Genomic DNA, 23265 nt, shown 5'->3' with positions numbered 1-23265 from the left:
CGCCCCCGCATGAAACCCGTCGACCCGAGACTGCTGCGCTACGCGGCCGCCGCCCGTGGGTACCTCGCGGCCTCCGCGGTGATCGGCGTCGCGCAGACCGCGGTCACGATCGCGTTCGCGTGGCTGCTGACCGAGGCCATCACGGGCGCGATCGCCGGACGAGACGTCACCGTGGTGCTGCTCACGCTGCTCGCGACGGCACTGGTGCGCGGGGTGCTGATCGCCGCGTCCGACGCCGCGGGTACACGGGCGGCCGCGCGCACGGGCATGCAGCTGCGCTCCGCGCTCGTGGCGGCCGTCGGGCGCCTCGGGCCGGGGTGGCTGGCGCAGCGGAACCAGACGGCGCTCGCGGTGACCGCGGGGCACGGGCTGGAGGCGCTCGACGCCTACTTCGCCCGGTACATCCCGCAGCTGGTGCTCACGGCGATCGCGACACCCGTGCTGGTCGCGGTCATGTGGTGGCAGGACTGGCCGAGCGGGCTCACGGCCCTCATCACCCTGCCGCTCATCCCGCTGTTCCTCATCCTGATCGGCATCGCCACCCGCACCGTGCAGAAGCGGCAGTGGCAGACGCTGCAGCGACTGGCCGCCCGGTTCGCCGACACCGTGCAGGGACTGTCGACGCTGCGCCTGTTCGGCCGCGACGCCCGGGCGGCCGACCGCATCGAGGCCACCGCCGACGACTACCGTCGCGAGACCATGAAGGTGCTGCGGTTCTCGTTCCTGTCGGGCTTCTCCATGGAGCTGCTGTCGTCGCTGGCGGTGGCGCTCATCGCGGTCGCGGTGGGGTTCCGGCTGCTGTCGGGCGAGCTCACGCTCGAGGTCGGGCTGTTCGTGCTGCTGCTGGCGCCCGAGGCCTTCCTCCCCATCCGGCAGGTGGGCGTGCAGTTCCACGCGGCGGCGGAGGGGGTCGCCGCGACCGAGGACGTGTTCGCGGTGCTCGACGAGGCGCGGGGCGACGGCTCCGGGGTACACGACTCGGGAGCGCCTGCCGCGGTGAGCGCCTCCGGCGCGGTCCCCGGCGCAGCCGCCGTCCGTTCTCCGGAGTCGCGAACCCCCACGGACGGCGCCCTCGTCGTGGAGCAGCTGGGTGTGCGCGACCTGCCGCCCGTGTCGTTCACCGCCGAGCGCGGCACCATCACCCTCATCGAGGGGCCGAGCGGCGCGGGCAAGTCGAGTCTGCTGGCGGCCCTGCGGGGCGCGGTGCCGTTCGCGGGCGAGGCGACGTGGTCCGGGCGTGACGTCCGCGGCCTCGCGTCGTCGGAGTGGCTGGCGTGGGCGGGCCAGTCGCCCGGGCTCATCCGCGGCACGGTGGCGGACAACGTCGCCCTCGGCGACCCGGAGCCCGATGCCGAGCGGGTGCGGAGGGCGCTCGACGCCGCCTGCGCCGAGGGGATCGACCCCGCGCGAGAGCTCGGCGTGCAGGGCAGCGGACTGTCGGGCGGGCAGGCGCAGCGGGTCGCGGTGGCGCGGGCGCTCTACCGCCAGGCGGGGATGCCGCACGCCGTGCTCGCGCTCGACGAACCCTCCAGCGCGCTCGACCCCGCCACGGAGGAGCGGCTGTGGTCCTCGCTGCGCGCGCGGGCGGACGCCGGAGCGACCGTGGTGCTGGTCTCCCACCGCCGGTCGGCGCGCGACATCGCCGACCGCGTGGTCGCCCTGGGGGTGAGCGCATGAGCGAGACCACCAGGGCCCGGCGGGTGCGCGAGGTTCTCCGCCTGGCGCAGCCGCCCGTCGCGCGGTTCCTGCCCGGCCTGATCTGGGGCGTGCTGTCGGCGGGCGCGGCCGTGAGCCTGCTCGCGGTGAGCGGCTGGCTGATCGTGAGCGCCTCGATCGTGGACTCGCTCGTGCCGCTGTCGGTGGCCGTGGTCGGGGTGCGGTTCTTCGCCGTGACCCGCGCCGTGACCCGCTACCTCGAGCGGCTCAGCGGGCACGATGCGGCGCTGCGGCAGCTGGCCTCGACGCGCTCCGACCTGGTGCGCCGCCTCATCCCGCTCTCTCCCGCGGGGCTCGGCGCGACCGACCGGGGACAGGTGCTCGCGGCGCTCGTCGACGACGTGGAGAATCTGCAGAACCTGCCGTTGCGGGTGGTGCAGCCGCTCGCGGTGTCGGCGCTCGTCGCCGTGGGGGCTGTGGGGTTCCTCGCCTTCGTGTCGCCCGCGGCCGCGCTGACCCTCGCCGTGTGCCTGGTCGTCGCCGCGCTCGCCGCGATCGGGCTCGGGTGGGTGTTCGGCTCCCGGGCCGAGTCGGCCGTGTCTGCCCGTCGCGCCGAGGTGTCGGCGGCACTGGTCGACTACCTCGGCAGTCTCGACGTGCTGCTCGCCTACGGGGCGGAGGGCCAGGCGCGCGAGCGCATCCGGGTGGCCGACGCCGCCCTGCGCCGGGTCGTGAGCAGGGCCTCGGTCGCCCAGGCCGTCGCCGCGGGCACCGTGTCGCTCGTGGCGGGGGCTGCGTCGGTGTGGGCGCTCGCGGCGGCCGCGCCGGGACTCGCGACCGGGGCGATCGATGCGCCGTGGCTCGCGGTCGCGGTGCTCGTGCCGATGGTGGTGTTCGAGGTGTTCGGGGCCGTGCCGATCGCCGCGGCCTCGTGGCGCAGCGTGCGGGCGAGCGCCGAGCGCATCGTGGACGTGCTGCCGGAGCGCATGCCGTCGGAGCTGCGGACGGACGCGGGGGAGGATGTCGCGTTCGACGGCACACCGCGGGTCACGCTCCGCGGGGTCGCGGCGCACTGGCCCGGAGGGGTCCCGGCACTGCGCGGCGTCGACCTCGACCTCCGGCCCGGGGAGCGCGTGCTCGTGACCGGTCCGAGCGGTGCGGGCAAGAGCTCGCTCGCGGCCGCCCTGGTCGGGTTCCTCCGCGTGACAGGGGAGTACCGCATCGACGGGCGCGACGCCGCGGCACTGTCGGGTCCGGCGCTGCGCCGCACGATCGGCCTGTGCGAGCAGCACCCGCAGCTGTTCGACGAGGATCTGCGGCAGAACCTCCTGTTCGCCAGGGACACCGCGACCGACGCGGAGCTCCTCGACGCGCTCGACCGCGTGGGGCTCGGGGCGTGGGCGCGCGAGCGCGGGGGCCTCGACGCCAGGGTGGGCGACCGCGGGGCGCTGGTGTCGGGCGGCCAGGCGCAGCGCATCGCCCTGGCCCGCGCGCTGCTCCGGGGGTTCCCGGTGCTGGTGCTCGACGAGCCGACCGCTGGCGTGGACCCCGACGCCTCGGACGCCCTGTTGCGCGACCTGCTCGACGCCGCGGGCGACCAAACGGTGCTGCTGATCTCGCACGTGGATCCCCCCGCGGGAACGGTGGACCGGGTGGTGCGGCTCGACGGCGGTCGCACGCTCTGAGGCGTCGCGCGACCGGCGTCGCGGCGGGACATCGAGGTCAGACGCTCATGTCGACGGGCGGCTCCATCACGATGCCCTGCGCCTCGAACGCGCGGCGGCGCTCCTCGATGCGGCGGTGCATCTCCACCTGCGCGGCCTCGACCAGGCGCGGGTCGAGCTCGACGGTGGGCGGGTGCGGGTCTCCGTGGTGCGCGGCGATGTAGGCGTCGAGCTCGGGGCCGCTGGTCCACGACGTGATGAGGGCGTACCGCGGGGCCGTGCCGCGGTGCCACACGGCGTGCCAGAACCGCTGCGTGTCGATCACGATGCGGGAGCCGGCGTGCAGTGGCAGACGCACCTCGGTCGCGGGGTCGAAGCGGTCGGCACGGAGGATGAGCATCGACTCCGTGTCGTCGGTGAGGTTGACGTAGCCGCGCACCACCCAGCCCGTGCCCGGTTCGTTGAGCCGGTTGTTGTCGTCCTGGTGCAGGTTGTAGATCGCGTCGGCGTAGTCGTTGGGCTGCAGCTCGATCACGCGGCACCGGCCGATGCCCGCGCCCGGCTCCAGCGCCCGGCTCTGCAGCGTCGGCGCGATCGCGACCTGCGCGTCGATCCACACGCCGTCCTTGTCGGTGCGGGGAGGCGTGCGGTTCCAGAAGCCGTTGCAGTCGATGTCGCCCGCGTAGCTGGTGAGCGGGGCGAAGCGGGTGATGCCGGACGAGCGCCAGCCGACGTACTCCAGGTCGCGCCACTCGGCGGGATCGATGGGGCTCGTGTCGTCGTCGAGGACGACGTAGCCGGTGTCGGCGAGAGCCTCCGAGGTGATGAATGCCATGCTGCTGTCCTTCCCGTCGATGCCACCCCAAGACGGCGGGTTCTTAGGCAATCCTAACCGGCTGGTGCGGAGGTGCCGGGCGCCACGACCGGGCAAAAGGCGCGGGCGGTCGCGCCGCACCCCACCGATATCCTGGGGCGATGACGCAGCCCCAGGGTGCCCTTCTCGTGGGCAGTGTGAACTACGACGACGCCGAGACCACGATGCGCACGGCGGCGGAGCTGCTGGGCGACCGCCTGCGCCGCCTCCCCGACGGCGAGGTCGGCAAGCGGTTCCACTGGATCATGTTCCAGCCCGACGTGATCGGCCGGGCCGACGGCATCGAGCGGATCGGCGACGAGCCCATCCCGTTCCCGGCCGGCATCGACGCGCGGGGGCTCCGCCTCGCCGAGGGCGTCGACCCCGCGCGCATCGAGCTGCCCCCGCTCGGGTATGCCGAGGCCGCTCTCGAGTCGTACGCCCTGTTCACCCGGCTCCGCGAGGAGGGTGCCGTGGCGCCGGGCACCCGGTTCCAGGTGTCGCTGCCCACGCCGCTCGCCGTGATCTCCTCGTTCTTCCACGGCGACGACCGCGCGGCGATCGAGCCGGTGTACACCGCGGCCATCCTGCGCGAGCTCGATGAGATCCTCGCCGGGATCCCGCACCACGACCTCGCCGTGCAGTGGGACGTGGCCAGCGAGATGGGCATCATCGAACGCGCGTCGGGCTACGGCGCGGTCATGGAGGCGTGGTGGCCGGGCGACCCGTTCGACGGGCTGGTGTCGCGCCTCGCCGCCCTCGTCGACGCGGTGCCAGCCGACGTCGAGGTGGGGGTGCACCTCTGCTACGGCGACGCGGGGGAGAAGCACTTCTTCGAGCCGTCCGACGCCGGGAACCTCGTGCGCTACGCGAACGCCGTGGCCGCCGCGAGCTCCCGACCGCTCACGTGGCTGCACCTCCCGGTGCCGATCGCCCACGACGACGCGGCCTACTTCGCCCCGCTCGCACAGCTCGAGCCCGTGGACGAGCTGTACCTCGGCCTCGTGCACCGGGAGGACGGCGAGGAGGGCGCCCGTCGACGGATCGCCGCAGCGACCCCGTTCGTGCCGGCGTTCGGCGTCGCCACCGAGTGCGGCATCGGTCGCGCCCCCGCAGGCTCGACCGAGGGCATCCTCCGCACCCACGCCGCGGTCGCCGCGGCCTGGTGACCGCTCGATTCGCGCGGTCGCCCCGTGTGTCGTAAACTGATCCGCGGTGACGTGTCCGAGCGGCCGAAGGTGCAACTCTCGAAAAGTTGTGTAGGGTAACCCCCTACCGTGGGTTCAAATCCCACCGTCACCGCCACCACGAAGGCCCCGACTCCCGTTGATATGACTGGGATGCGGGGCCTTCGTCATGTTCGACGAAGCGGTTGCGGTAAGCCCAGTCTCTCCACTCGCTCGGGCTCAGGATGGATGACATTCACTCGCAGACTCCGTGGCTGGCGGGTTGCTCGTGCGGGTGAGGTCGGCGGTGGCAGTCCGGACGCCGAGGGCGCTGCCGCCGGTTCGGCGGCTGATGGCCAGGACATCCTTTCCGTCACGTGCGAGGCGGTCGACGATGCGGCGGCCGGTCTGCCCGGTGGAGCCGAAGACGGCGATCGTGCTCACAGGAGGACTCCACCGGAGACCTCGAGGCGCTCACCTGTGACCCACCGCATGCCGGGCGCGACGAGCGCGACGATGGCATCGGCGATCTCCGCCGGTTCGCCGACCCTGCCGAGCGCGGTCTGCTGGCTCAGCCCGGCGCGCAGTTCTGCGTCGTCGCGCATGGCGCCGCCATTGAAGTCGGTGGCCGTCGGACCGGGGGCGATCGTGTTGATGCGGATGCCGCGTCGTCCGAGCTCGAGCGCGAGACTCCGCGACAGGGCTTCGACGGCCGCCTTGGATGCCGCATAGACGGCGGTGGCGGGACTCACATGACGACTCAGCGAGCTCGACACGTTCACCACCCGTCCGCCTTCGGCGAGGTGCGGTGCGAGTGCCTGGATCAAGAGGAACGGCCCGCGGACGTTGACGCCGAACGTGTCGTCGATCTCGGCGGCCCTCACCTCACCCAGAGGGGCGAAGCGCCCGATCCCCGCGTTGTTGACGAGCACCGCGAGGGGAGACCCCGGCCACTTCGCAGCGACCGCGGCGAGAAGCGTCGTCGTCGCGGAGTCGATGGACCGCGGGTCCCCGATGTCCAAATGCAGCGGCAGCGCCTCGCCACCGGCTTCCTCGATGCGGCTCACGACGGCGCGGGCCGACGCCCCGGAGCGGGTCGCCACGACGACGCGGTATCCGTTCTCGGCGAGGGCCAGCGCGGTCGCTTGCCCCAGCCCCCGGCCTGCGCCGGTGACGATCGCGATCTCTGGATGATCCATGCTGACTCCTCGATAAGTAAATAACTACTTACCGATAACGTAGAAGCGCGGTCGGAGATCGTCAAGTCGAAGGGCAGCGCATGAGAGACGCGGAAGCCACCCGGTCACGGATCCTGGCCGCGGCCATCGAGGAGTTCGCCGCGCACGGTTTCGCCGGCGGCCGGGTCGATCGGATCGCGCGGGGCGCCGAGAGCAACGTGCGGATGATCTACGCGTACTTCGGGGGCAAGAGCGGTCTTTTCGATGCTGCACTCGAGACCGCGTTGCGCACGCTCGCGAACGATGTGCCTCCGGATCCCGACGACCTGGCCGGATGGGCGGGGAGAGTGTTCGACCATCACCAGGAACGTCCTGACATTCTCCGCCTGAGCATGTGGGCACGGCTGGAGCGACCTTCCGCGCTGTCTGAGCCCAGCGACGTGTATTCCGCCAAGGTGGAGGGGGTGCGGGCGGCGAGCCCGGGCGCTCTGTCGCCGGTCGACGTCCTCGTCTTCATCTACGCGATCGCGCAGGCCTGGCAGCTCTCTCCGACCGGCCTCACGGGCCTCGAGGGTGCGCACGACGATCCGCGCCGAATCGCGGCGCATCGGCGCGCGGTCGTCGCAGCGGTCGAAGGCATGCTCCGAGACGCGTGAAGCCCTCGGGCGAGAGCGAGTCGCATCCGAGGTAATCGTGACGATCACGACGGACGGTCGGCTGGGCCGTTCAGGGCCGGGGTGCGTGCAGGGCCGGTCCTCCGCGTGATCCACCACACGGCAGCGGTGATCAGGTCAGACGATGTCGTGCTTCCCCGGTGTCATCGACCGCGAGGAGTCGACCCGATGGGGATGCCGGTGAACCTGCCTGTCGGGTCCACGTCTCGTTTCACGGCGTCGAGGCGGGAGATGTTGTTGCCAAAGGTCGCGGCGGCACGTGCGGTGTCGCGGGGTGGGAGAAGGTTCGGGTAGGCGGCAGGGAGGGCGAGGGGGTGGAGCGCGTCGAGAATGCGATCCGCCCAGGCGATCTGCTCGTCGTGACCGTCCGTGTCGGCGGTGGCTGCGATGATCTCGACCATGAGGTGCGGTTCCCGGAGCGCCCATGCGGAATGGTCGGCGCTGATGCGGGTGGCGGCGCCGTGGAAATGGTGGATGTTGATCGCGCTCAGAGGAGACGTGCGGCGTCGCTCTCCGTCCGCCAGGACCTCGATGACCTCGGGTGTGAGGCCGGTCACGGACGCCGTGCGGAGTGTGTAGTGACGCCCGGAGGGGAACATGCCGTCGAGCGCGTGGAGCGCCTGCTGTGGCGTGGCGGGTCCGATCGTGGATGCCAGAGGTGTTCCCAGGCGTTCGATCACTCGCACCCACTCGGAACCCTCGTCGGCTTCGCCGCTCCAGTGCAGCGTCACGAGCAGCGCGGCGTGGCCGTCGGGGCCGCTGCCGATCGCGGGGCTGACGGCGAGCTGATCGGGGAAGGTGGGGAGGGCCCGGTCGAGGGAGGCGAGCACTTCACTCATGTCGGCCGGCGAGAAGACGACGGTCCCGGCGAGCATGGTCGGGACTTCCTCGAGGGAGATCTCGAGAGAGGTGACGACGCCGAAGTTCCCGCCCCCTCCGCGAAGTGCCCAGAGGAGGTCCGCGTTCTCCGCGTCGGAGGCTGCCACGATCGACCCGTCGGCAAGAACGACTTCTGCCGAGATGATGGTGTCGGCTGCGAGGCCGAGAATCCCGAGGTAGGGGCCGTATCCGCCGCCGAGGGCGAGCCCGGTGAAGCCGACCTCATTGACCGTGCCCACTGCGGCGACGAGGCCGTGTTCCCCTGCGGCATTGATCACGTCCTCCAGGCGGGCCCCGCCCTGGACCGTGGCGGTTCGTGCCGTCGCATCGATCCAGACGCCGCGCAGCTGCGAGAGGTCGAGGGTGAGGCCGCTCTCCGCCCGCGCTCGGCCGACCCAGTCATGGCCGCCGCCTCGGACGGCGATCGGCACGTCGTCCGGGACCGATTCGAGCACGTATCGGACATCTGCAGTGCTCGCGACTCGGGCGATGATCTCCGGGCGATGCGTCGGGTGTGCGCTCCAGAGTGCGACGGCCGTCGCGAACGAATCGTCTCCCGGCTGGAGCACCCGCTCTCCCATCACATCGCGCAGACGGCTCGCCAATGCGTCCCAATCGATGTCTCTCGTCATCGTCTCTCCTCTTCGTTCGAGCGGGTGGAACCGAGTCGAGCGGCAGGCCCTCCCCTCCGCGAGCTAGCACGCCGTGCTAGCTTCTGAGTACGCTAGCACGCCGTAATAGACCGGAGAGCCGATGAACATGCCCCCCACGTCCACCCTTCGCCCGTTGGGAGCGTTCGAGCGGATCATCGATCTCTACATCTCCCGCAATCCCGTGCAGTTCTCGCTCGCCGTCGAACTTGCCTCGCCGATCTCCCCGGGGCGGCTGAGGCGCGCGCTCTTCGAGCTGCAAGCTCTCCATCCGCTCCTGACGGCCCGCATCGACCGAGGTGACGACCGCCCAACCTTCCGCCGAGACCACGCCCTGATCCCCGTGAGGCAGGTGCGGGAGAGCGATTGGCAGACCGAAGCCGCCGCCGAACAGACCCGCCCCATCGACCCCGAGGGCAGCCCGCTGGTTCGTGCCACGTTGATCACCGACGCCGGGCCGACGCGCGCCTCGTCGGTGGTGCTCACGTTCTCTCATCAGATCAGCGACGGACGCGGAGCCCTCCTCGCCGTTCACGATCTGGTCGCCCTGCTGGCAGGACGAACGCGGCGCGCGCGCACCGTCCCGGACGCTCAAGAGGATCACGTGCAGCTCTTGCCTTCCGCCGAAACGCCGGCGGTCGGCCTGTCTGCCGACGAGGAGGCGCCGAGGCCCGCTGCCGTCCGACCCTTCGATGCCGCATCGCCCACGATCGACGTCGCCGAGCTCGACGACGTCACGACGGGCCGCCTTCGTGCCGCTGCCCGAGCGAATGATTCGACCGTTCAGGGGGTCCTGTGTGCTGCTGCGGCATTGGAGCTGCTCGCGGGCTCACCGCAGGAGCAGGTCCGCATCAACGTGCCCATCGACCTGCGTCCGCTCCTCGGGCTCGACGACGCCGTGGTCAATCGGTTCGTCGCGACCACCGTGATGCTGAGTGCGAACGCGGAAGACGACCTGTGGTCGCTGGCGCGGCGTGCCTCCATGCAGCTGCGGTCTGCCCGGGAGCGCGCGGCGGAATCGATCGCGATACTCGCGTCGCTCCCGCCCGGCGACGCGGCGGCGGCCGAGGCGGCGATGCTCACCGCGACGGCCGCCGACCTGGAGATCAGCAATCTCGGTGTCTCCGCCGACGAGGGCTCCGGCGTGCTTTCGATCTGGGGTCCGACGATGACCACGCAGGTGAGAGGCGAGCGCATCCTCGGTGTTCTCACGCAGGGGGGTCGTCTTCGGCTCACCCTCACGACGCACGAGCAGATCGGAACACTCGTCGCCGGCATCGTTCGCAGGGTGACGTCTGCCGTCTAGCGCGACCGCTCCTCCTATAGCGTGGGGGTGATGCCGACGTCGACGCGGTACTCGGCGCCGGTCAGCCACCCCGCTCGATCCGGAGGGCACGAGATGCCTGCTCTCGTTGCGGACCGTGGACCTCGAGAAGCGGTTCCCCGGTCTCGTCGACACCGTGGGCACGCTCGTGCAGGGGGCGAAGGCCTAGACACCACGATCCCCGCGGACGGACGTGCCTTCAGCCGGCGATGAGGTGGACGTAGACGACGGAGATGATCGATGAGGACGCGTTGTTGACGGCGTGCACGACGACTCCGGGCCAGACCGACTTCGTCTTGTGCATCAGCCAGGCGGACGCGAGGCCGACGATGACGGCGACCGGCGTCGACAGGTTGAGTCCGTGGCTGAGCGCGAAGACGATGCTGCTGAGGATCGCCGCGAGCCAGACGCCATAGCGGGTGAGCAGGGTGAAGAGCACTCCGCGAAACAGCAGCTCCTCGCCGATCGGGGTGAGGACCGCTCCGAGGAGGATGGCGCCGAGGAACCCGCCGATGCCGCTGGTCGCCGCGGATTGGTAACCGCTCTGGAGATTGGCGGCGTCCGTGGTCATGCTCACCAGCGTCGTCACGGCCAGGTTGAGAGCGACGACTCCGATGCCGATCATGAATGCGATCGCGAGCCATTTCGGCGCCACACGCGTGATGCCGAAGAGCGCTGCCGGACGCCTGCGAAGGGCGATCATGACGAGTACTCCGCCTGATGGCGCGAGCCCCGAGATCGCGAACAGCGCCAGGCCCTTGGCGACCGCGTCATCGTCCGGCATCTGGAGGTAGAGCAGGATCCCGATCGCGTAGAGCGTGATGGCGACGCCGGTGGCCAGCCAGAGGTCGGGCCAGGTGACCCGACCGTTCCTAACGCTGTCATGCAGGTTGGCGGCGGTGGTCCGATCGCTGTGCGACATTCTTCTCCTCAGGTGCTGCGGTCGAGTGCGTGCAGGGCGATGGAGGCGGCTCCGGCCACGAGCGTGTTGTCGAAGTCTGCATGTGGATCGTTCCGCGACGTCAGCACCGTGATGATGATGGGGTCTTCTCCGGGTGGCGTGACGAGGGCGATGTCGTTGCGGATCGGACCTGCGCCTCCGGATTTATCGGCGACCGTCCAGCCTGCTGGTGCACCGGCGCGGATGAGGGCGTCTCCGGTGCGGTTGTCGCTCATCCAGTCGACGAGCAGCGCCGTGTCCGCAGCGGACAATGTAGAGCCGTCCAGGATCCTCGCGAGCGAGGCCGTGAAGGCGGCAGCGGTCGTGGTGTCCTCGGCGCTGCCCGGTTCAATCGTGTTGAGGGTCGGCTCGTCGTTCACGACCTCCGTGGTGGCATCGCCCAGCTCGGCGAGTGCATCGTCGAGGGCTGCGGGACCGCCGATCCGGTCGAGGATGAGATTGAGAGCCGCGTTGTCGCTGACGCGCACGGCGGCTTCGGCGAGCTGCGCGTAGGTCAGGCCGTCCTCGACGTATTGCGAGGTCACGGGTGCATGGCCGGCGGCGGCGGCTTCTTCCGTCGTCCACCGCACGATCTCGTCGCGGGCTGCGCCCGACACGGACTGGAGGAAGACCGCCGCGGCGAAGGCCTTGATGGTGGAGGCGAAGCCGAAGCGACGGTCCTCGCCGTACGAGACGGATTCACCGCTTCCGGTGTCGACCGCCATGACGCCGACGGTCGCGTCGTATTCCCGTTCGAGACCCGCGAGTTCGTCTGCCACGAGCGCGTCGAGGTTCGATGAGGTCGCACGGGCCGGAGGAGACGCCGGGGCGGATTCGGCGGCAGGCGGAGGCGCGCCCACGCAGCCCGTGAGTGCGAAGCCGGCGAGAAGGCAGCAGAGGCCGAAGGTCAGATTTCGGCGCATGCCCTCACGCACCTCCGAACGCCCCGGTGGGCGCGAAGACGAGGTCGGCGAAGCGCGTGCCGATGAGGCGGTGCGTCTCGCTGTCCGGGTGCAGGGGCGGCGGATGGTTGCGCCTCCATCAGGCGCAGCTGAAAGTCGGCGTCACGCTGATACACGTGTGAGGGGAGCCTGTGCGGCCTCATCCCGCGTTCCACCTTCTCGAGCCGCGCCACGCCGTCGACGAGTTCGGGTGTGATGGGGGTGGTGATCATCGCGCGTCGGGCCACTCGCTCATGACCGCGTGCACGGCGAGCCGCAGACTCGCCATCTCGGCGTCGACGCCCACGGCATCGGAGGGCAGCGCACGTTCGGTCATGAGCCCCGCCAGCACGGTCGAGAGGAATCGCGCTCGCTCCTCGACCCGACCTCCGGAGATCGCACCCTCGTCGATCAAGGTGGTCAGCCATTGCGCGATGCGATGCCGCCCCATGCGGTCCAGCGCGATGTAGGTCGCTGCCTCGTCCTCGGATGGAGCCGTGGCCACATACGCCTCGTACAGCGCCCCCCATTGCTTCCGGACGCTCTCGCCCACCCCGACCTGACGGAGGATCAGCTGTAAGCATGCGATGAGTCGTTCCTCCGCCGTCGAGGAATGATCATTGATCGGATCATCGGGGATCTCCAGGTCATACATCGCGGCCACCACCGTGTCGATGAGTTCCCGCTGTGTCGGGAAGAAGTGGCGGAGCGAGCCCGTGCTCACCTGAGCGCGGGCTGCCACTGCTCTCACACTCAGACGTGCTGTGGGGTTCTCGCCCAGCATGGTTGCCGCAGCGATGAGTATCTTCGCCCGCGTTCCCGGTTCCTTCGATGCTTCGTCCATTTTCCCTCACGAGCCATCCGTCTATAACAGTGTGCTAGTTTAGCCGACGTTGACTATCTCACTGTATTAGATTTCTGGAAGTCGAGATGGCGGCGGGAACTGGACGCGTGGGAAGCGAGCCATGGCAGTGCCCCTGGCTACCGGGCGGAGACCTCAGCGCACGCTGGTCTGCACCGGCGTGAGAAGGAAGAGCTGACCGTCGGTCGAGCCGACGCGAGCGATGACGTGGAGGTTGTCGCCGACGCCGATCGTGTCCGGCGCGTCATCGGTCAGGTGCAGGTCGTTCGTGATGGAGACGTCGCGGAACTGGAAGCTCGGGCCACCGTTCGAATGGGTCTCGCTGTAGTCGCCGCTCGCGATGAGGATGTCGTAACGGGTCGTGGAGCCCTCATGGCGGTTCATCGCCCCGATCGCGCCGTCGAACTCGATCAGCTGGCCGGCGTACTGCGCGGCGAAGGCCTCGACGGTCGGGCCGTCCTGGGGACCCGTGAGCAGAGCCGCGAGGTCGGCGTTGTTCTCGACGGTCAGCGGACTCTCCTCAGCGGGAGCCGGCGCGGTGGACTCCTGGGGCTCCGTCGACGACTCGTCTTGCGGCGCGACGGCTTCGGAGCGGGGAGTGTCCGCCGGTGCCGGGCTGCCCTCTTTGTCATCGCCGGTGACCGCGACCATGATCCCGATGAAGATGCCGAGGACCACCAGCACGCCGCCGATGATCGCGAGCGGCTTCCACGGGAACGCAGGCTTGGGGCGGCGGAAGACGAGCTCGGTGCGGACCTTGCCGGTGTTCTGGGTGACGAGCTCCCAGCCGTCTTTCTCCCACTTCGCGGTCATGAGCTTCTCGGTGCCACGGACTGTCTGAACGCTCCTGGTCTCGTACTCCACCGTCTCGGCGGCAGCGTCGGATACCCTGGCGAGGATCTGAGGGGCGAACTGCCCACGCATCTTCCCTGGCATCGCTCATGCGAGATGGACGACACGGTGAACACTCACGACCGGCACGAGATCGACCCCGAAGAGACGGGTGAGTTGCGGCGGCAGCTCGAGGAGATCCGCATCGAACTCGAGAGCATCTCGCGCGATCGAATGCGATGGCCGGAGGGGTCCCCCCTCCACCTGCAGGATCGCTCGGAAGAGCTCGAGTCCAAGGCAGACGCGATCCGAGCGCGGCTGGGCATGCCACCGGCGACCGGCAGGCCCCCGAAGGGGAGTTGGTGGGGATGGCCCGCGTTGATCGGGGTCACTGCGGCGATCTTGGCCGGTGTCCTCTTGTTCACGCGCTGATGATGCGTGGCCCAGGACGGGGGTCACAGCCCACCGTCACCCTCGTCCCGTCCTGGGGTCAACGCTCGTCCTGCTTCCCCCGGGGGAAAGGCCGGGGCGCCCGGTCGTGCCCGTGGCTGGTGATGCCGTAGAACACGGGGATGGCGAGGAAGATCACGGACGCGACCAGCGGATGCACGAGGACTCCGAGCAGCCCGGCGGCGAGGTAGAGGGCGACGCCGATGAGCGCGCGCGGTCGCTCGTGCGCGAAGTACGAGTCCTCCACGTCGTCGTTCGTGAGGTCGGGATGCCGCGCCAGATGCGAGAAGAAGACGAGCCAGGCCGAGCACAGCAGGGCTCCGATGAGGGCATACAGCGCGACCGCGACCCGCTCGTCGGTGAGGTTGCCCGTCCGCGCCGTCTCGGCGATCACCGCGGTGGGCCACGGGATCAGGGCCAGGGCTGCGAGGATGCCGAGGTTCGCCCACTGCAGACCGCGGTCCATCTCGCGGATGCGGGTGAAGGCGGCCTTGTGATTCAGCCAGATGACGGCGAGGTAGGCGTATGACGCCGCATAGGCCAGGTAGGTCGGCCACTCCTCGAGCAGCGCGGTCAGCAGCTCGCCCGGCTCCGCTCGGGGTGGTCGGAGGTCGAGCACGAGGAGGGTGATGACGATCGCGATGATCGCGTCGCTGAACGCCACGGCGCGTCCGGGTTCCGCGCGCGTGCTGCGGCCCTTCTGCGGTCGGGGCTCCGGTGCGCCGCTCGTCGCCATCGCCTCACCCTCCTGTTCGACTCCTGCTGCGACTCAGTCCCGGTCCGTCACGCCGCGTCCGGTGCCTGGTCGGGGTGGAGGACGACCTTCGTCCAGCCGTCGTCGCGCTTGTCGAAGTGCTCGTACGCCTCCGGGGCCTCTTCAAGGGAGAGGTCGTGGCTGACGATCCGTGACGGCGTCGCCTTCTCTCCGGCGATGAGGTCGCGCAGCGCCCGGTTGTACTTCTTCACCGGGCACTGGCCGCTGCCGAGCTTCTGGCCGCGGAACCAGAACTCCCCGAAGTCGAAGGCGAGCTTGCCCTGTTTCGCCAGCTCGTCCGAGGCGCCGGGGTCCTGCGGGATGAACACCCCGACCACGCCGATCTCACCGGTGAACCGCACCGACTTCACGAGCCGGTTCAGCGTGAGGGTGGGATCCTCGGCGCCGCCGGGGTCGTGGGCCTGATAGCCGACGCACTCGCATCCGTTGTCCGCGCCGAGCCCCATCGTCATCTCGGTGACCGCCTCGACCGGATCCACCGCCGAGTCGTCGATCGCGATCGCTCCGATCTCCTCGATCTTCCGCAGGCGGTCGGGGTGCCGGTCGACGACCATGACCTTGCCGGCGCCCTTGATGATCGCCGAGTATGCCGCCATGAATCCGACGGGCCCCGCTCCGTAGATGACCGTCTGGTCGCCGGGCTTCACGTGCGCGAGCTCGGTGGCGTGGTAGCCGGTGGGGAAGATGTCGGCGAGCATCACGTAGTCGTTCTGCTTCTCCTCGGCATCCTCTCCCAGTCGCAGGCAGTTGAAGTCCCCCCACGGCACGCGCAGGAGTTCGGCCTGCCCGCCCGCCCACGGACCCATGTCGGCGAAGCCGTACGCGGCACCCGCCCATTCGGGCACCGGCTGCGCGGTCAGGCAGTAGTTGGTGAAGCCGCGCTCGCAGTTCTTGCAGTGCCCGCAGGCGACGTTGAAGGGGATCGCGACGTAGTCGCCCACCCTCACCTTGTCGACTCCGTCGCCGACCTCGATCACCTGGCCCAGGTTCTCGTGACCGAACCATCGGCCGGTCTCGAAGCTCGTGCGGCCTTCGTACATGTGCAGGTCCGACCCGCAGATGTTCGTGGTGGTGATCCGGACGAGTACGTCCGTCGGACGTTCGATCCGTGCGTCCGGTACGTCGGTGACGTTGACCGAGCGCGGACCCTCGTAGACGACTGCTCTCATTTCCTCTTCCTTTCAGCGATGTGAAACGTCGATGGGGTGTCGCAGTGAATCGGGGTCGGGCTGATCACCTCGCTTCGTCCGTGTCGTGACGTGGCTCTCGGGGCTGCGGAGAGCCCGGCCAGCGTGGCCCCGCACCCGGGGGCGAACTGAGGGCCTTTCCAGATCCGCGCCGACGGAGGACAATGCAGGCGCGGGTCAGGGCCGTCCGTAGCGGGCGAGGAACGCGTCGACCGCGCGGGGCACTGGGCCGCCCGTCTCGTCGACCCCCAGCAGTTGCGCGTTCAGGGCGGGCCCGATCACGAGCCACGTGAACTCGGAGGCCGCGGCGTGCGCATCATCGATCTGCAGCCCGCGGTCGACGGGGAGCTGCGCGAGCGTGTCGGCGAGGTTCTGGATGTTCCGGTTCCAGCTCTCCTCGAGGTAGAGCCGCGCGACCTCGGGGTGGGCCGGGGCCTCGGCGATCACGAGGCGTCGCATCCGCAGCACGGGCTCGCTCAGGATCCCCGCGCGCATGGTCTCCGCGAGCTCGGTGAGGCCGCGGCGCACATCGTCGTCGGCGGCGAGCCGTTCGAGCGCCGGGCGCATCGCGTCGCGGCCCGCGGCCGCCCACTGCCGCACGACCGCGGTGTACAGCTCGGTCTTGGAGGAGTGGTCGCGGTAGAGCGAGGCCTTGGAGATGCGGGCCCGTCGGGCGACCTCCTCCATGGACGCCCCGGCGTACCCGTGCTCCAGGAACACGTCGCGCGCGGTGGCGAGGAGGGCGTCGCCGGTGAGTCCGGGCGGGCGGCCGGGGCCGGAGGCGCGCGAGGTCATACCGCCCACTTTAGTACTTGACAGTTCTCTATGCCGAGCGTAGTTTCGTACCAATCGGTACTAAAGGAGCCGCTCATGATCGTCCTCGGCATCGCCCTCGCCACGGTGGCCTCGTTCCTCGCCAGCGCCGCGCTCTACGCCATCCCCGCGGTCTCGACGCTGATCGCACGGACCAGCACCCCGCGCCCCGGGCTCCCCGTTGCCGTGCAGATGCTCACGGTCGTCGTCCGCAGCCTGCTCGCCGCCGGGCTGATCGCCGGGCTCATGGCGACCGCGGGGTGGCACGGCGCCGGAGCCGGAGCGCTGCTCGGGCTCGCGCTCTCCGTGCTTCCCCTCACCCTGCTCTCGGGCGGCGTGATCCACGAGAACACGGCCGTGCCCGCGGCCGGTGTCCACCTGCTCGACTGGGTCGTGAAGCTCGTGCTCACCGGCGCCATCGTCGGGCTCTTCCTCTGAACGGCACGGGAGCCACCATGACGAACAGCACTCCGCTCGACATCACCTTCACCGCGACGCTCGGCAAGGTCCGCGACGGCGACACCTGGACGTGCGTGCAACTGCCCGACTCGGCGACGGTCTTCGGAACGCGCGGCCTGGTGAAGGTCGCGGGAACGGTCGACGGCGAACCCTTCCGCGGCGCGTTCATGGCCCTCGGCGACGGCACGCACAAGCTCCCCGTCGCGGCCGCCATCCGCCGGCGCATCGGCAAGACCGACGGCGACAGCGTCACGGTGCACCTGACCGAGCGCCTGAACTGACCGCGGGTCTCGGCACGGCCCGCACCGGTGGTCCTAGTGCCGGTGGTCCTAGTGCCGGTGGCGCCAGCGGTGCGCGCAGAGCCCGATCAGGACGACCGCGGTGCCGAGCGCGAAGCCGGGCACGTCGACGATCATCGCGGTCGCGGCGCCCGCGAGCCCCGCGAGCAGCACCCCCTGGAGTGCCCAGGCGAAGCGCACGGCGCCACCGAGGTCGCCCATCGGCGTCGGCATCGGCGCGAGCAGCGCGGGCGGAAGCGGCCCCTGGAGTGCGGTCGCCAGCCGCGTGAGGACCCCGAACAGTCCGAGGAGCAGCACTCCGAGGACCGGTGGCCAGACGGTCGACCCCGTCGCGGCCGCGCACACGACCGCCACCACGAGCAGCACGGCGGTCGAGACGGACACCGGGAAGAGGGCGTGTCCGGCGAGGAGTCGTTCGTCGCTCATCCCATAGAGCGGCAGATCGGCGGCCGCGGCCACGGCGTGCCGGATCCCGTCGGTGAGGGGACCGAGCCCGGCGAACAGGAGCACGCCGGCCGCCGCACCCCAGGCCCACTGCTGCCCCGACGCGCCCACGGCGAACGCGCCCAGCACGCCGGCGCCGGCAACGGCGACCACACCGAGGAGGAGCCGACCGGGCGTGCGCACGGCTCCGATCGCGTCGCTGCGCAGCACCACGACCGCGGACCATCGGTGCGGCCGCACGGCACGAAGCCGTCGACCGACCCGCGGGGGAGTCCGGTAGACCGCGGCCGCGGCCCCGAAGTCCATCCCCGTCGCCCGCACGGTCGCCGAGTCCCAGCGCAGCGACTGGGCGAGCAGGTCGGTGAGCTCCAGCCGATCCAGCAGCATCGGCACCGTCGCGGACAGCCCGGTGGCCAGCGCGCTCAGCGCGACCAGCGCGGCGAGCGCGGAAAGTGCGTCGCCGGCGGGGAACGCGAGCCCGGCCCAGCCCCAGGGCGTGAACGGCCGCAGACCCGGTGTGGCCGTGGTCGCGGCGCCGAGGGCGACGACCGCCGCCGCACCCGGCAACGCCGCGCGAGGAAACACCTGGCCGATCAGCCACAGGATCGTCGCGATGACGCCGACCAGCGCGCCCGCCACGACGAACACGGTGACATCGAGCATCCCGGTTCCATGGCTCGCGGCCACGGCAAGGCCCACCATCGCCGCCGACGCGGTGGTCAGGGTCGCGACGACGACGCCGGCCCGCAGCACCGGACCACGGAACACGTCCGCGCGGGCGAGCTCGGCGGAGGCGAGGGCATGCGTCAGGAACGGTGCCCGCAGTGCCGGTCCCCTCTTCGGGCCACAGAGCAGGGCCCCGCCCCACAGCCCGGCGACGATCGCGACGGTCGCGCCAGGCGCTTCGCCCGAGGTGAGCGCGAGCGTCGCCTGCGGACCGGTCAGACCCAGCCACGCCGCGCGGACGAGGGGGACGACCGCCACCAGCGCCACCAGGAGCCCGAGGTACGCGGCGTACGCGTGGTCGGCGCGGGTGCGGGCGCTCCGAGAACGCCAGACCCGCACGGCCGCGGTGACGCGGGTGCTCACGCTGCCGCGTCCAGCCAGAGCGTCTGGTCGGCGATCGCCTCCGCGAGCGTGGGGCTGTGCGTCGACACGACCACGGCGGCACCGTCGGCGCGGCGCGCCCGCAGCACGCCGATCATCGTCTCCAGATGCTCAGGGTCGAGGCGCTGCTCCGGCTCGTCGAGGATCAGCACCTCGAACGGCCGCGCGAGCACGAGCGCGATGCCGAACAGCTGCGTCTGACCGGACGACAGCTCGTGGGGGAAACGTTGCTCGAGGGGGGTGAGCCCGAGCTCGGCGAGCACGCGCCGCGCCTGCTCCGCGGCGCCGGCGGCATCGGCCGTCCACGTCGTCGCCACCAGGAGGGCGTGCTCGAACACCGTGAGGTCGGGCGCGGTCGGCGGCAGGCCGATCATCGCGGCGACGCGGCGGCGGAACCCGGGATCACGCGGCGCCACCGGCTCTCCGTCGATGCGGACACGGCCGTGCGAGGGCATGCGGGTGCCCGCCAGCACGCGCAGCAGCGTCGACTTGCCCGAGCCGTTCGCCCCGCGGATCACCAGCGCGGAGCCCCGCTGCGCGGACACTGTGACGGCCGGGAGGAGGGTCAGGTCGCCCGTGTGCACCGTGACACCGTCCACCTCGATCATGGACACATCCTTTCAGCTGCCCGCCCCCCGAGCGGGGTCCGGGCGGGTCGGCGACGGCGGCGCGCTGAGCCGGCGCGACTCCCGCAGCAGTGTGCGGATCTCGCGGGGGCGGTAGCGCAGGAAGATCCGCTGCGGTCGGGTGCCCCGCGTCAGGGCATCGGTCCCGCCGTCACAGTGGATGACCTGGCCGGTCAGAAAGCGGTTCTCGGCGGACACGGCATGGGCGAGCAGGGCGGCGACGGATGCGACCGGCCCCGGTGCCCCCAGCGGCTGCGGCAGCGCCGTCTCCAGCAGGCGCCGCTCGCGCTCCCAGTTCCGCATCACCAGTTCCGTGGCGATGATCCCCGGTGCGACCGCGTTCACGACAATGCCGCGACCCGCCCACTCCGGCCGCACGGAGGCGGTCCGGATCCACTGGTTGAGAGCGATCTTGCTGGAGCGGTAGAGCTGGCTGCCGCGGCGCGTGCGGATGAGCCTTGCGGCCACGCGCCGCGCGGTCGCCTCATCGCCCCGCAGGCACGCCCGCACCAGTGCCCCGCTCCCGCGGTTCAGCGTCGACGACGAGGACACGACGGCGGCGGCGGGGGCGGCTGACCGGGCGAGAAGCGGCCGCAGGTCCTCCAGGACGGCGACGGCGCCGAAGTAGTTGAGGGCCACGGTCTCCACCCGCGGTGCGCCGATGCCGGCCGCCGCGACGACGCCGTCCACGCGGCCGCCGCTGCGCGCGTCGACCTCGATGCGCAGCCGCGCGCGGCCCTCGGGCGTCGCCAGGTCGGCACGGACGTCGACCGTGTCGCCGATGCCGCACGTGATCACCCGGCCCTGAGCGGAGAGCCGGTCGGCGACGGCGCGGCCGAGGCCGGAGTCCGCTCCGGTGACCACGTACAGGCGGGGGTCGGCATCCATGATCACAGCATGGACGAAAGATTGCAGATCTGCAAACTTATGGCGGGGCGACGCTAGGCTCAATCCATGCGAGAGGCGCACGAGAACGGGCACGAGGCCCGACGCCGGCGGACCAGACAGGCCGTGCTGGCCAGCGCGTCCGAGCTCTTCCACGCCCAGGGGTACGACGCCACGACGGTCGCCCAGATCGCGCGCCACGCGAACGTCTCGGAGCGCACCTTCTACGTGCACTTCCCCGCGAAGGAGGACGTGCTCTTCGCCCACGTGCACGACTTCACGGCGCTCGCCCTGGGCGCCGCCCACGGCAGTGCCTCACCGCACGCCGCCGACCGCGTGCAGGAGGCCCTGCGAGTGCTCATCGACGCCTCCACCACCGACGAGGCGCTCGCTCGGCAGGCATCGATCCGCGCGGCCCTCGGGGCTCGCGGCGAGTTCCCGCGCGCCCTCGCCACTCAGCTCCTGGCGCTGGCGCGCGCACTCACCCGGGAGATCTCGGCGCGCACCGACGCGGGCGCCGCCGACGTCGCGCCGATGGTGGGAGCGGCGCTGGGAGCGGTCGAGGGCGCCGGAATCGACGCCGCTCTCCGCGGCGTCGACGGTGAGGGGAGGCGCACCGCGATGCGCGGGGCGCTGGACGCGGCCCTCCGCGGGTTCCGCCCATCCGCCGCGACACCGGGTGGGCACGACGGCGGAGGCCGCGGAACTCACCCGTCCGGGTGAGCCGCGCGAGCCTGCGGGGTGGAAGCATGAGGACGATGAGGTCGGACACCGGGGCGGTCGAGTCGACGGGGCGCGCCTGGGTGCGCGTGGACCTCCTCGTCGCCGTGATCGCCGCAATCGTGCTGCTGCCATCGAGCCTCGCCGTGCTGGGGGACCCGGCGTTCCGCCCCGAGCCGTTCGCGTTCGCCATCGTCGTCACCCTCTGCCTGCTCGTGCATGCCGCGACCTTCGTCGCGATCCGTCATCCCCTCGCCGCCCTCGCCGCCGCCGACGCGGTCATGCTCGTCCTCGTCCTCCTGTCGCCGACCGCCGCCGTCCCCACCGCCTTCCTGCCGTCGGCCGCGGCCTACCTGCTGGTGGTCGGCCAGGTGGCCGCGCGCTCGCGTCGGCCGTTCCCGATGCTCGCGCTGGCGGGCGGCATCGGCGGCGCTGCCCTCATCGCGGTGGTCGAACCGCACCTCGGCGACTTCCGGCTCGGCACGTTCGTCGGCCTCTGCGGCGCGATCGCGGCCGCCTGGGCGCTCGGCCTCGTCGTCCGCGTGCGCAGGGATCAGACCGAGGAGCGCGCCACGGCCCGCGTCGCGCGTGCGATCACGGATGAGCGCGCCCGCATCAGCCGGGACCTGCACGACGTCGTCGCCCACGCCGTGACCGTCATGATCGCCCAGGCGGAGGTCGCTCGGCTGACGCGCGACGACGATCCCGCCCGCAGCGACGCCTCCCTCGCGATCGTCGTCGACACCGGCCGGGAGGCGCTGCGCAGCATGCGGTCGACCGTGGCACCGGAGGCGCCGCGTGAACCGCTGCCCACGGTCGACTCCCTCGCGGCCCTCGTGGAGAGCGTGCGCACTCCGTCGGTGCGGGCGCTGCTCGAGGAGTCGGGCGAGCGGGGTCCGCTGCGCGCCGACGCCGCCCTCGCGCTGCATCACGCCGTGCGGGAGGCGCTCACCAACGCCCTGCGGCACACGTCGGCCCCGGTCGTGATCGACGTGCGCCTCCGCTGGCTCCCCGGGCGGCTGCGGGCGACGGTGACCGACGACGGCGGCACTGGTCCTGCCGAGTCCGACCTCGGCAGCGGCATCGGGCTGATCGGGATCGCCGAACGCGTGCGGCTGGCGGGTGGCACGCTCACCGCACGACCCCGGAGTCCCGCGGGCTGGTGCGTGCAGGTCGACCTCCCTGTGACGCGGAGCGCGGCATGAGTGTGCGGGTGCTGCTCGTGGACGACCAGGAGCTGCTGCGCACCGCGATCGCGCTGACCCTCGAACGGGACGCGCGCATCGCGGAGGTCGTCGCCGTCGCGTCGGGCGAGGCCGCCGTCGAGCACGTCCGCGCCCACGCCGTCGACGTGGTCCTGATGGACATCCGCATGCCCGGGATGGACGGGATCGCTGCGACGCGCGAGATCCTGCGCATCCGTCCCCGCCTCCGCGTGCTGATCCTCACCACGTTCGACCTCGACGAGTACGTGTACGCCGCGATCCGCGAGGGCGCGAGCGGCTTCCTCACGAAGGATGCGACACCGCAGGCGCTCGCCGACGCCGCGGTCACGGTGGCCGAGGAGGGGTCCGTGCTGTCGCCGCGCGCGACGGCGGCGCTGCTGGGGTTCGTGCGTGACGGGGCACCGACGGTCGATCCGGCCGAGGTGCTGGCACAGCTCAGCCCGCGGGAGCGGGAGGTGGCGCGCGCGCTGGCCACCGGCGCCTCGAACGACGACATCGCGCGTCGGCTCTTCCTGTCGGCGAACACCGTGAAGACGCACGTCAAGGCGGTGCTCGCCAAGCTCGACGTGCCCGACCGCGTGCACGTCGTCATCTGGGCGTACGAGAACGGGCTGTTGCGTCCGCGCGGGTGACCGGGCGGGCCCGGAAGGATCACC

Annotated in this window: 25 protein-coding genes and 1 tRNA gene; 12 read left to right on the top strand and 14 right to left on the bottom strand. The window is 71.3% G+C overall.

The window, feature by feature from the left end; genetic code table 11:
* The first annotated feature begins 9 nt into the window (after positions 1-9).
* A complete protein-coding gene (cydD, locus tag ACWH95_RS02215; protein ID WP_454120090.1) occupies positions 10-1677 on the top strand; it encodes a thiol reductant ABC exporter subunit CydD in 1668 nt (555 codons plus the stop codon).
* A complete protein-coding gene (gene cydC / locus ACWH95_RS02210) occupies positions 1674-3341 on the top strand; it encodes a thiol reductant ABC exporter subunit CydC (protein WP_454120089.1) in 1668 nt (555 codons plus the stop codon). The genes cydD and cydC overlap by 4 nt, the downstream gene beginning before the upstream one ends.
* Before the next feature lie 37 nt (positions 3342-3378).
* On the opposite strand, the gene ACWH95_RS02205 is transcribed toward cydC, so the two are convergent.
* A complete protein-coding gene (locus ACWH95_RS02205) occupies positions 3379-4155 on the bottom strand; it encodes a hypothetical protein (RefSeq protein ID WP_454120088.1) in 777 nt (258 codons plus the stop codon).
* A gap of 140 nt (positions 4156-4295) precedes the next feature.
* On the opposite strand from ACWH95_RS02205, the gene ACWH95_RS02200 reads away from it, so the two are divergent.
* Both ACWH95_RS02200 and ACWH95_RS02195 read left to right on the top strand, forming a co-directional pair.
* Complete coding sequence (locus tag ACWH95_RS02200; protein ID WP_454120087.1) at positions 4296-5342, top strand: hypothetical protein; 1047 nt, start codon at positions 4296-4298, stop codon at positions 5340-5342.
* A 45-nt stretch (positions 5343-5387) separates the two neighbouring features.
* Positions 5388-5478: transfer RNA gene (locus ACWH95_RS02195), tRNA-Ser, on the top strand.
* Between the two features lie 101 nt (positions 5479-5579).
* On the opposite strand, the gene ACWH95_RS02190 is transcribed toward ACWH95_RS02195, so the two are convergent.
* Positions 5580-5783 (bottom strand): NAD-dependent epimerase/dehydratase family protein, encoded by a 204-nt coding sequence (locus tag ACWH95_RS02190; RefSeq protein ID WP_372490538.1) that lies wholly within the window; start codon positions 5781-5783, stop codon positions 5580-5582.
* Positions 5780-6538: an SDR family NAD(P)-dependent oxidoreductase gene (locus ACWH95_RS02185; protein WP_454120086.1), complete on the bottom strand. Its 759-nt coding sequence runs from the start codon at positions 6536-6538 to the stop codon at positions 5780-5782. The genes ACWH95_RS02190 and ACWH95_RS02185 overlap by 4 nt, the downstream gene beginning before the upstream one ends.
* A gap of 80 nt (positions 6539-6618) precedes the next feature.
* On the opposite strand from ACWH95_RS02185, the gene ACWH95_RS02180 reads away from it, so the two are divergent.
* Positions 6619-7173: a TetR family transcriptional regulator gene (locus tag ACWH95_RS02180; RefSeq protein ID WP_247637752.1), complete on the top strand. Its 555-nt coding sequence runs from the start codon at positions 6619-6621 to the stop codon at positions 7171-7173.
* A gap of 161 nt (positions 7174-7334) precedes the next feature.
* On the opposite strand, the gene ACWH95_RS02175 is transcribed toward ACWH95_RS02180, so the two are convergent.
* On the bottom strand, positions 7335-8702 hold the full coding sequence (locus ACWH95_RS02175) for an FAD-binding oxidoreductase (RefSeq protein ID WP_454120085.1): 1368 nt from the start codon (positions 8700-8702) through the stop codon (positions 7335-7337).
* 121 nt (positions 8703-8823) lie between these two features.
* On the opposite strand from ACWH95_RS02175, the gene ACWH95_RS02170 reads away from it, so the two are divergent.
* Positions 8824-10026: a phthiocerol/phthiodiolone dimycocerosyl transferase family protein gene (locus tag ACWH95_RS02170; protein WP_247637750.1), complete on the top strand. Its 1203-nt coding sequence runs from the start codon at positions 8824-8826 to the stop codon at positions 10024-10026.
* Between the two features lie 217 nt (positions 10027-10243).
* Here ACWH95_RS02170 and ACWH95_RS02165 read toward each other — a convergent pair whose 3' ends face one another.
* The 4 genes from ACWH95_RS02165 to ACWH95_RS02150 all read right to left on the bottom strand — a co-directional run bounded on the left by ACWH95_RS02165 (position 10244) and on the right by ACWH95_RS02150 (position 13723).
* On the bottom strand, positions 10244-10966 hold the full coding sequence (locus tag ACWH95_RS02165; RefSeq protein WP_454120084.1) for a CPBP family intramembrane glutamic endopeptidase: 723 nt from the start codon (positions 10964-10966) through the stop codon (positions 10244-10246).
* Positions 10967-10974: 8 nt separating this feature from the next.
* Positions 10975-11763, bottom strand: a complete 789-nt coding sequence (gene bla, locus ACWH95_RS02160; protein ID WP_454120083.1) for a class A beta-lactamase — start codon at positions 11761-11763, stop codon at positions 10975-10977.
* A gap of 391 nt (positions 11764-12154) precedes the next feature.
* Complete coding sequence (locus ACWH95_RS02155) at positions 12155-12769, bottom strand: TetR/AcrR family transcriptional regulator (protein ID WP_454120082.1); 615 nt, start codon at positions 12767-12769, stop codon at positions 12155-12157.
* 153 nt (positions 12770-12922) lie between these two features.
* Positions 12923-13723: a DUF4839 domain-containing protein gene (locus tag ACWH95_RS02150; RefSeq protein WP_454120081.1), complete on the bottom strand. Its 801-nt coding sequence runs from the start codon at positions 13721-13723 to the stop codon at positions 12923-12925.
* 24 nt (positions 13724-13747) lie between these two features.
* On the opposite strand from ACWH95_RS02150, the gene ACWH95_RS02145 reads away from it, so the two are divergent.
* On the top strand, positions 13748-14050 hold the full coding sequence (locus tag ACWH95_RS02145) for a hypothetical protein (protein WP_378823466.1): 303 nt from the start codon (positions 13748-13750) through the stop codon (positions 14048-14050).
* 58 nt (positions 14051-14108) lie between these two features.
* Here the strand turns inward: ACWH95_RS02145 and ACWH95_RS02140 are convergent, their stop codons facing one another.
* The 3 genes from ACWH95_RS02140 to ACWH95_RS02130 all read right to left on the bottom strand — a co-directional run bounded on the left by ACWH95_RS02140 (position 14109) and on the right by ACWH95_RS02130 (position 16825).
* The gene (locus ACWH95_RS02140; RefSeq protein WP_136035220.1) at positions 14109-14804 is read right to left on the bottom strand and encodes a TMEM175 family protein; all 696 of its coding nucleotides are present in this window, start codon (positions 14802-14804) and stop codon (positions 14109-14111) included.
* 47 nt (positions 14805-14851) lie between these two features.
* On the bottom strand, positions 14852-16012 hold the full coding sequence (locus ACWH95_RS02135; RefSeq protein ID WP_136035219.1) for a glutathione-independent formaldehyde dehydrogenase: 1161 nt from the start codon (positions 16010-16012) through the stop codon (positions 14852-14854).
* A gap of 195 nt (positions 16013-16207) precedes the next feature.
* Complete coding sequence (locus tag ACWH95_RS02130; protein ID WP_136035218.1) at positions 16208-16825, bottom strand: TetR/AcrR family transcriptional regulator; 618 nt, start codon at positions 16823-16825, stop codon at positions 16208-16210.
* A gap of 75 nt (positions 16826-16900) precedes the next feature.
* Here ACWH95_RS02130 and ACWH95_RS02125 point away from each other — a divergent pair, with 75 nt between their 5' ends.
* Positions 16901-17281, top strand: coding sequence for a DUF1761 family protein (locus ACWH95_RS02125; RefSeq protein ID WP_136034719.1), 381 nt, complete (start codon positions 16901-16903; stop codon positions 17279-17281).
* Positions 17282-17298: 17 nt separating this feature from the next.
* Positions 17299-17583: a DUF1905 domain-containing protein gene (locus ACWH95_RS02120; RefSeq protein ID WP_136035216.1), complete on the top strand. Its 285-nt coding sequence runs from the start codon at positions 17299-17301 to the stop codon at positions 17581-17583.
* Between the two features lie 48 nt (positions 17584-17631).
* On the opposite strand, the gene ACWH95_RS02115 is transcribed toward ACWH95_RS02120, so the two are convergent.
* The 3 genes from ACWH95_RS02115 to ACWH95_RS02105 are packed head-to-tail and all read right to left on the bottom strand — an operon-like array spanning position 17632 to position 20666.
* Positions 17632-19134 (bottom strand): hypothetical protein, encoded by a 1503-nt coding sequence (locus ACWH95_RS02115; RefSeq protein ID WP_247637743.1) that lies wholly within the window; start codon positions 19132-19134, stop codon positions 17632-17634.
* Entirely contained in the window at positions 19131-19760 is a 630-nt protein-coding gene (locus ACWH95_RS02110) for an ABC transporter ATP-binding protein (RefSeq protein ID WP_136036087.1), read from the bottom strand. Before ACWH95_RS02110 ends, ACWH95_RS02115 begins: the two co-directional genes overlap by 4 nt.
* 12 nt (positions 19761-19772) lie before the next feature.
* A complete protein-coding gene (locus ACWH95_RS02105) occupies positions 19773-20666 on the bottom strand; it encodes an SDR family oxidoreductase (protein ID WP_454120080.1) in 894 nt (297 codons plus the stop codon).
* A 66-nt stretch (positions 20667-20732) separates the two neighbouring features.
* On the opposite strand from ACWH95_RS02105, the gene ACWH95_RS02100 reads away from it, so the two are divergent.
* The 3 genes from ACWH95_RS02100 to ACWH95_RS02090 are packed head-to-tail and all read left to right on the top strand — an operon-like array spanning position 20733 to position 23241.
* Positions 20733-21386, top strand: a complete 654-nt coding sequence (locus ACWH95_RS02100; RefSeq protein WP_454120079.1) for a TetR/AcrR family transcriptional regulator — start codon at positions 20733-20735, stop codon at positions 21384-21386.
* Positions 21387-21421: 35 nt separating this feature from the next.
* Complete coding sequence (locus tag ACWH95_RS02095; protein ID WP_247637741.1) at positions 21422-22588, top strand: sensor histidine kinase; 1167 nt, start codon at positions 21422-21424, stop codon at positions 22586-22588.
* Positions 22585-23241, top strand: a complete 657-nt coding sequence (locus ACWH95_RS02090; RefSeq protein ID WP_247637740.1) for a response regulator transcription factor — start codon at positions 22585-22587, stop codon at positions 23239-23241. Before ACWH95_RS02095 ends, ACWH95_RS02090 begins: the two co-directional genes overlap by 4 nt.
* The last annotated feature ends 24 nt before the right edge of the window (positions 23242-23265 follow it).

Source organism: Microbacterium sp. NPDC055502, from assembly GCF_053643635.1.
This window is presented reverse-complemented; position numbering and strand designations above follow the sequence as displayed.

Coding starts and splice junctions, on each gene's coding strand:
- cydD (WP_454120090.1), top strand. CDS start 10: ATGAAACCCGTCGACCCGAGACTGCTGCGCTACGCGGCCGCCGCCCGT.
- cydC (WP_454120089.1), top strand. CDS start 1,674: ATGAGCGAGACCACCAGGGCCCGGCGGGTGCGCGAGGTTCTCCGCCTG.
- ACWH95_RS02205 (WP_454120088.1), bottom strand. CDS start 4,155: ATGGCATTCATCACCTCGGAGGCTCTCGCCGACACCGGCTACGTCGTC.
- ACWH95_RS02200 (WP_454120087.1), top strand. CDS start 4,296: ATGACGCAGCCCCAGGGTGCCCTTCTCGTGGGCAGTGTGAACTACGAC.
- ACWH95_RS02185 (WP_454120086.1), bottom strand. CDS start 6,538: ATGGATCATCCAGAGATCGCGATCGTCACCGGCGCAGGCCGGGGGCTG.
- ACWH95_RS02180 (WP_247637752.1), top strand. CDS start 6,619: ATGAGAGACGCGGAAGCCACCCGGTCACGGATCCTGGCCGCGGCCATC.
- ACWH95_RS02175 (WP_454120085.1), bottom strand. CDS start 8,702: ATGACGAGAGACATCGATTGGGACGCATTGGCGAGCCGTCTGCGCGAT.
- ACWH95_RS02170 (WP_247637750.1), top strand. CDS start 8,824: ATGAACATGCCCCCCACGTCCACCCTTCGCCCGTTGGGAGCGTTCGAG.
- ACWH95_RS02165 (WP_454120084.1), bottom strand. CDS start 10,966: ATGTCGCACAGCGATCGGACCACCGCCGCCAACCTGCATGACAGCGTT.
- ACWH95_RS02155 (WP_454120082.1), bottom strand. CDS start 12,769: ATGGACGAAGCATCGAAGGAACCGGGAACGCGGGCGAAGATACTCATC.
- ACWH95_RS02150 (WP_454120081.1), bottom strand. CDS start 13,723: ATGCCAGGGAAGATGCGTGGGCAGTTCGCCCCTCAGATCCTCGCCAGG.
- ACWH95_RS02140 (WP_136035220.1), bottom strand. CDS start 14,804: ATGGCGACGAGCGGCGCACCGGAGCCCCGACCGCAGAAGGGCCGCAGC.
- ACWH95_RS02135 (WP_136035219.1), bottom strand. CDS start 16,012: ATGAGAGCAGTCGTCTACGAGGGTCCGCGCTCGGTCAACGTCACCGAC.
- ACWH95_RS02130 (WP_136035218.1), bottom strand. CDS start 16,825: ATGACCTCGCGCGCCTCCGGCCCCGGCCGCCCGCCCGGACTCACCGGC.
- ACWH95_RS02125 (WP_136034719.1), top strand. CDS start 16,901: ATGATCGTCCTCGGCATCGCCCTCGCCACGGTGGCCTCGTTCCTCGCC.
- ACWH95_RS02120 (WP_136035216.1), top strand. CDS start 17,299: ATGACGAACAGCACTCCGCTCGACATCACCTTCACCGCGACGCTCGGC.
- ACWH95_RS02110 (WP_136036087.1), bottom strand. CDS start 19,760: ATGATCGAGGTGGACGGTGTCACGGTGCACACGGGCGACCTGACCCTC.
- ACWH95_RS02105 (WP_454120080.1), bottom strand. CDS start 20,666: ATGGATGCCGACCCCCGCCTGTACGTGGTCACCGGAGCGGACTCCGGC.
- ACWH95_RS02100 (WP_454120079.1), top strand. CDS start 20,733: ATGCGAGAGGCGCACGAGAACGGGCACGAGGCCCGACGCCGGCGGACC.
- ACWH95_RS02095 (WP_247637741.1), top strand. CDS start 21,422: ATGAGGTCGGACACCGGGGCGGTCGAGTCGACGGGGCGCGCCTGGGTG.
- ACWH95_RS02090 (WP_247637740.1), top strand. CDS start 22,585: ATGAGTGTGCGGGTGCTGCTCGTGGACGACCAGGAGCTGCTGCGCACC.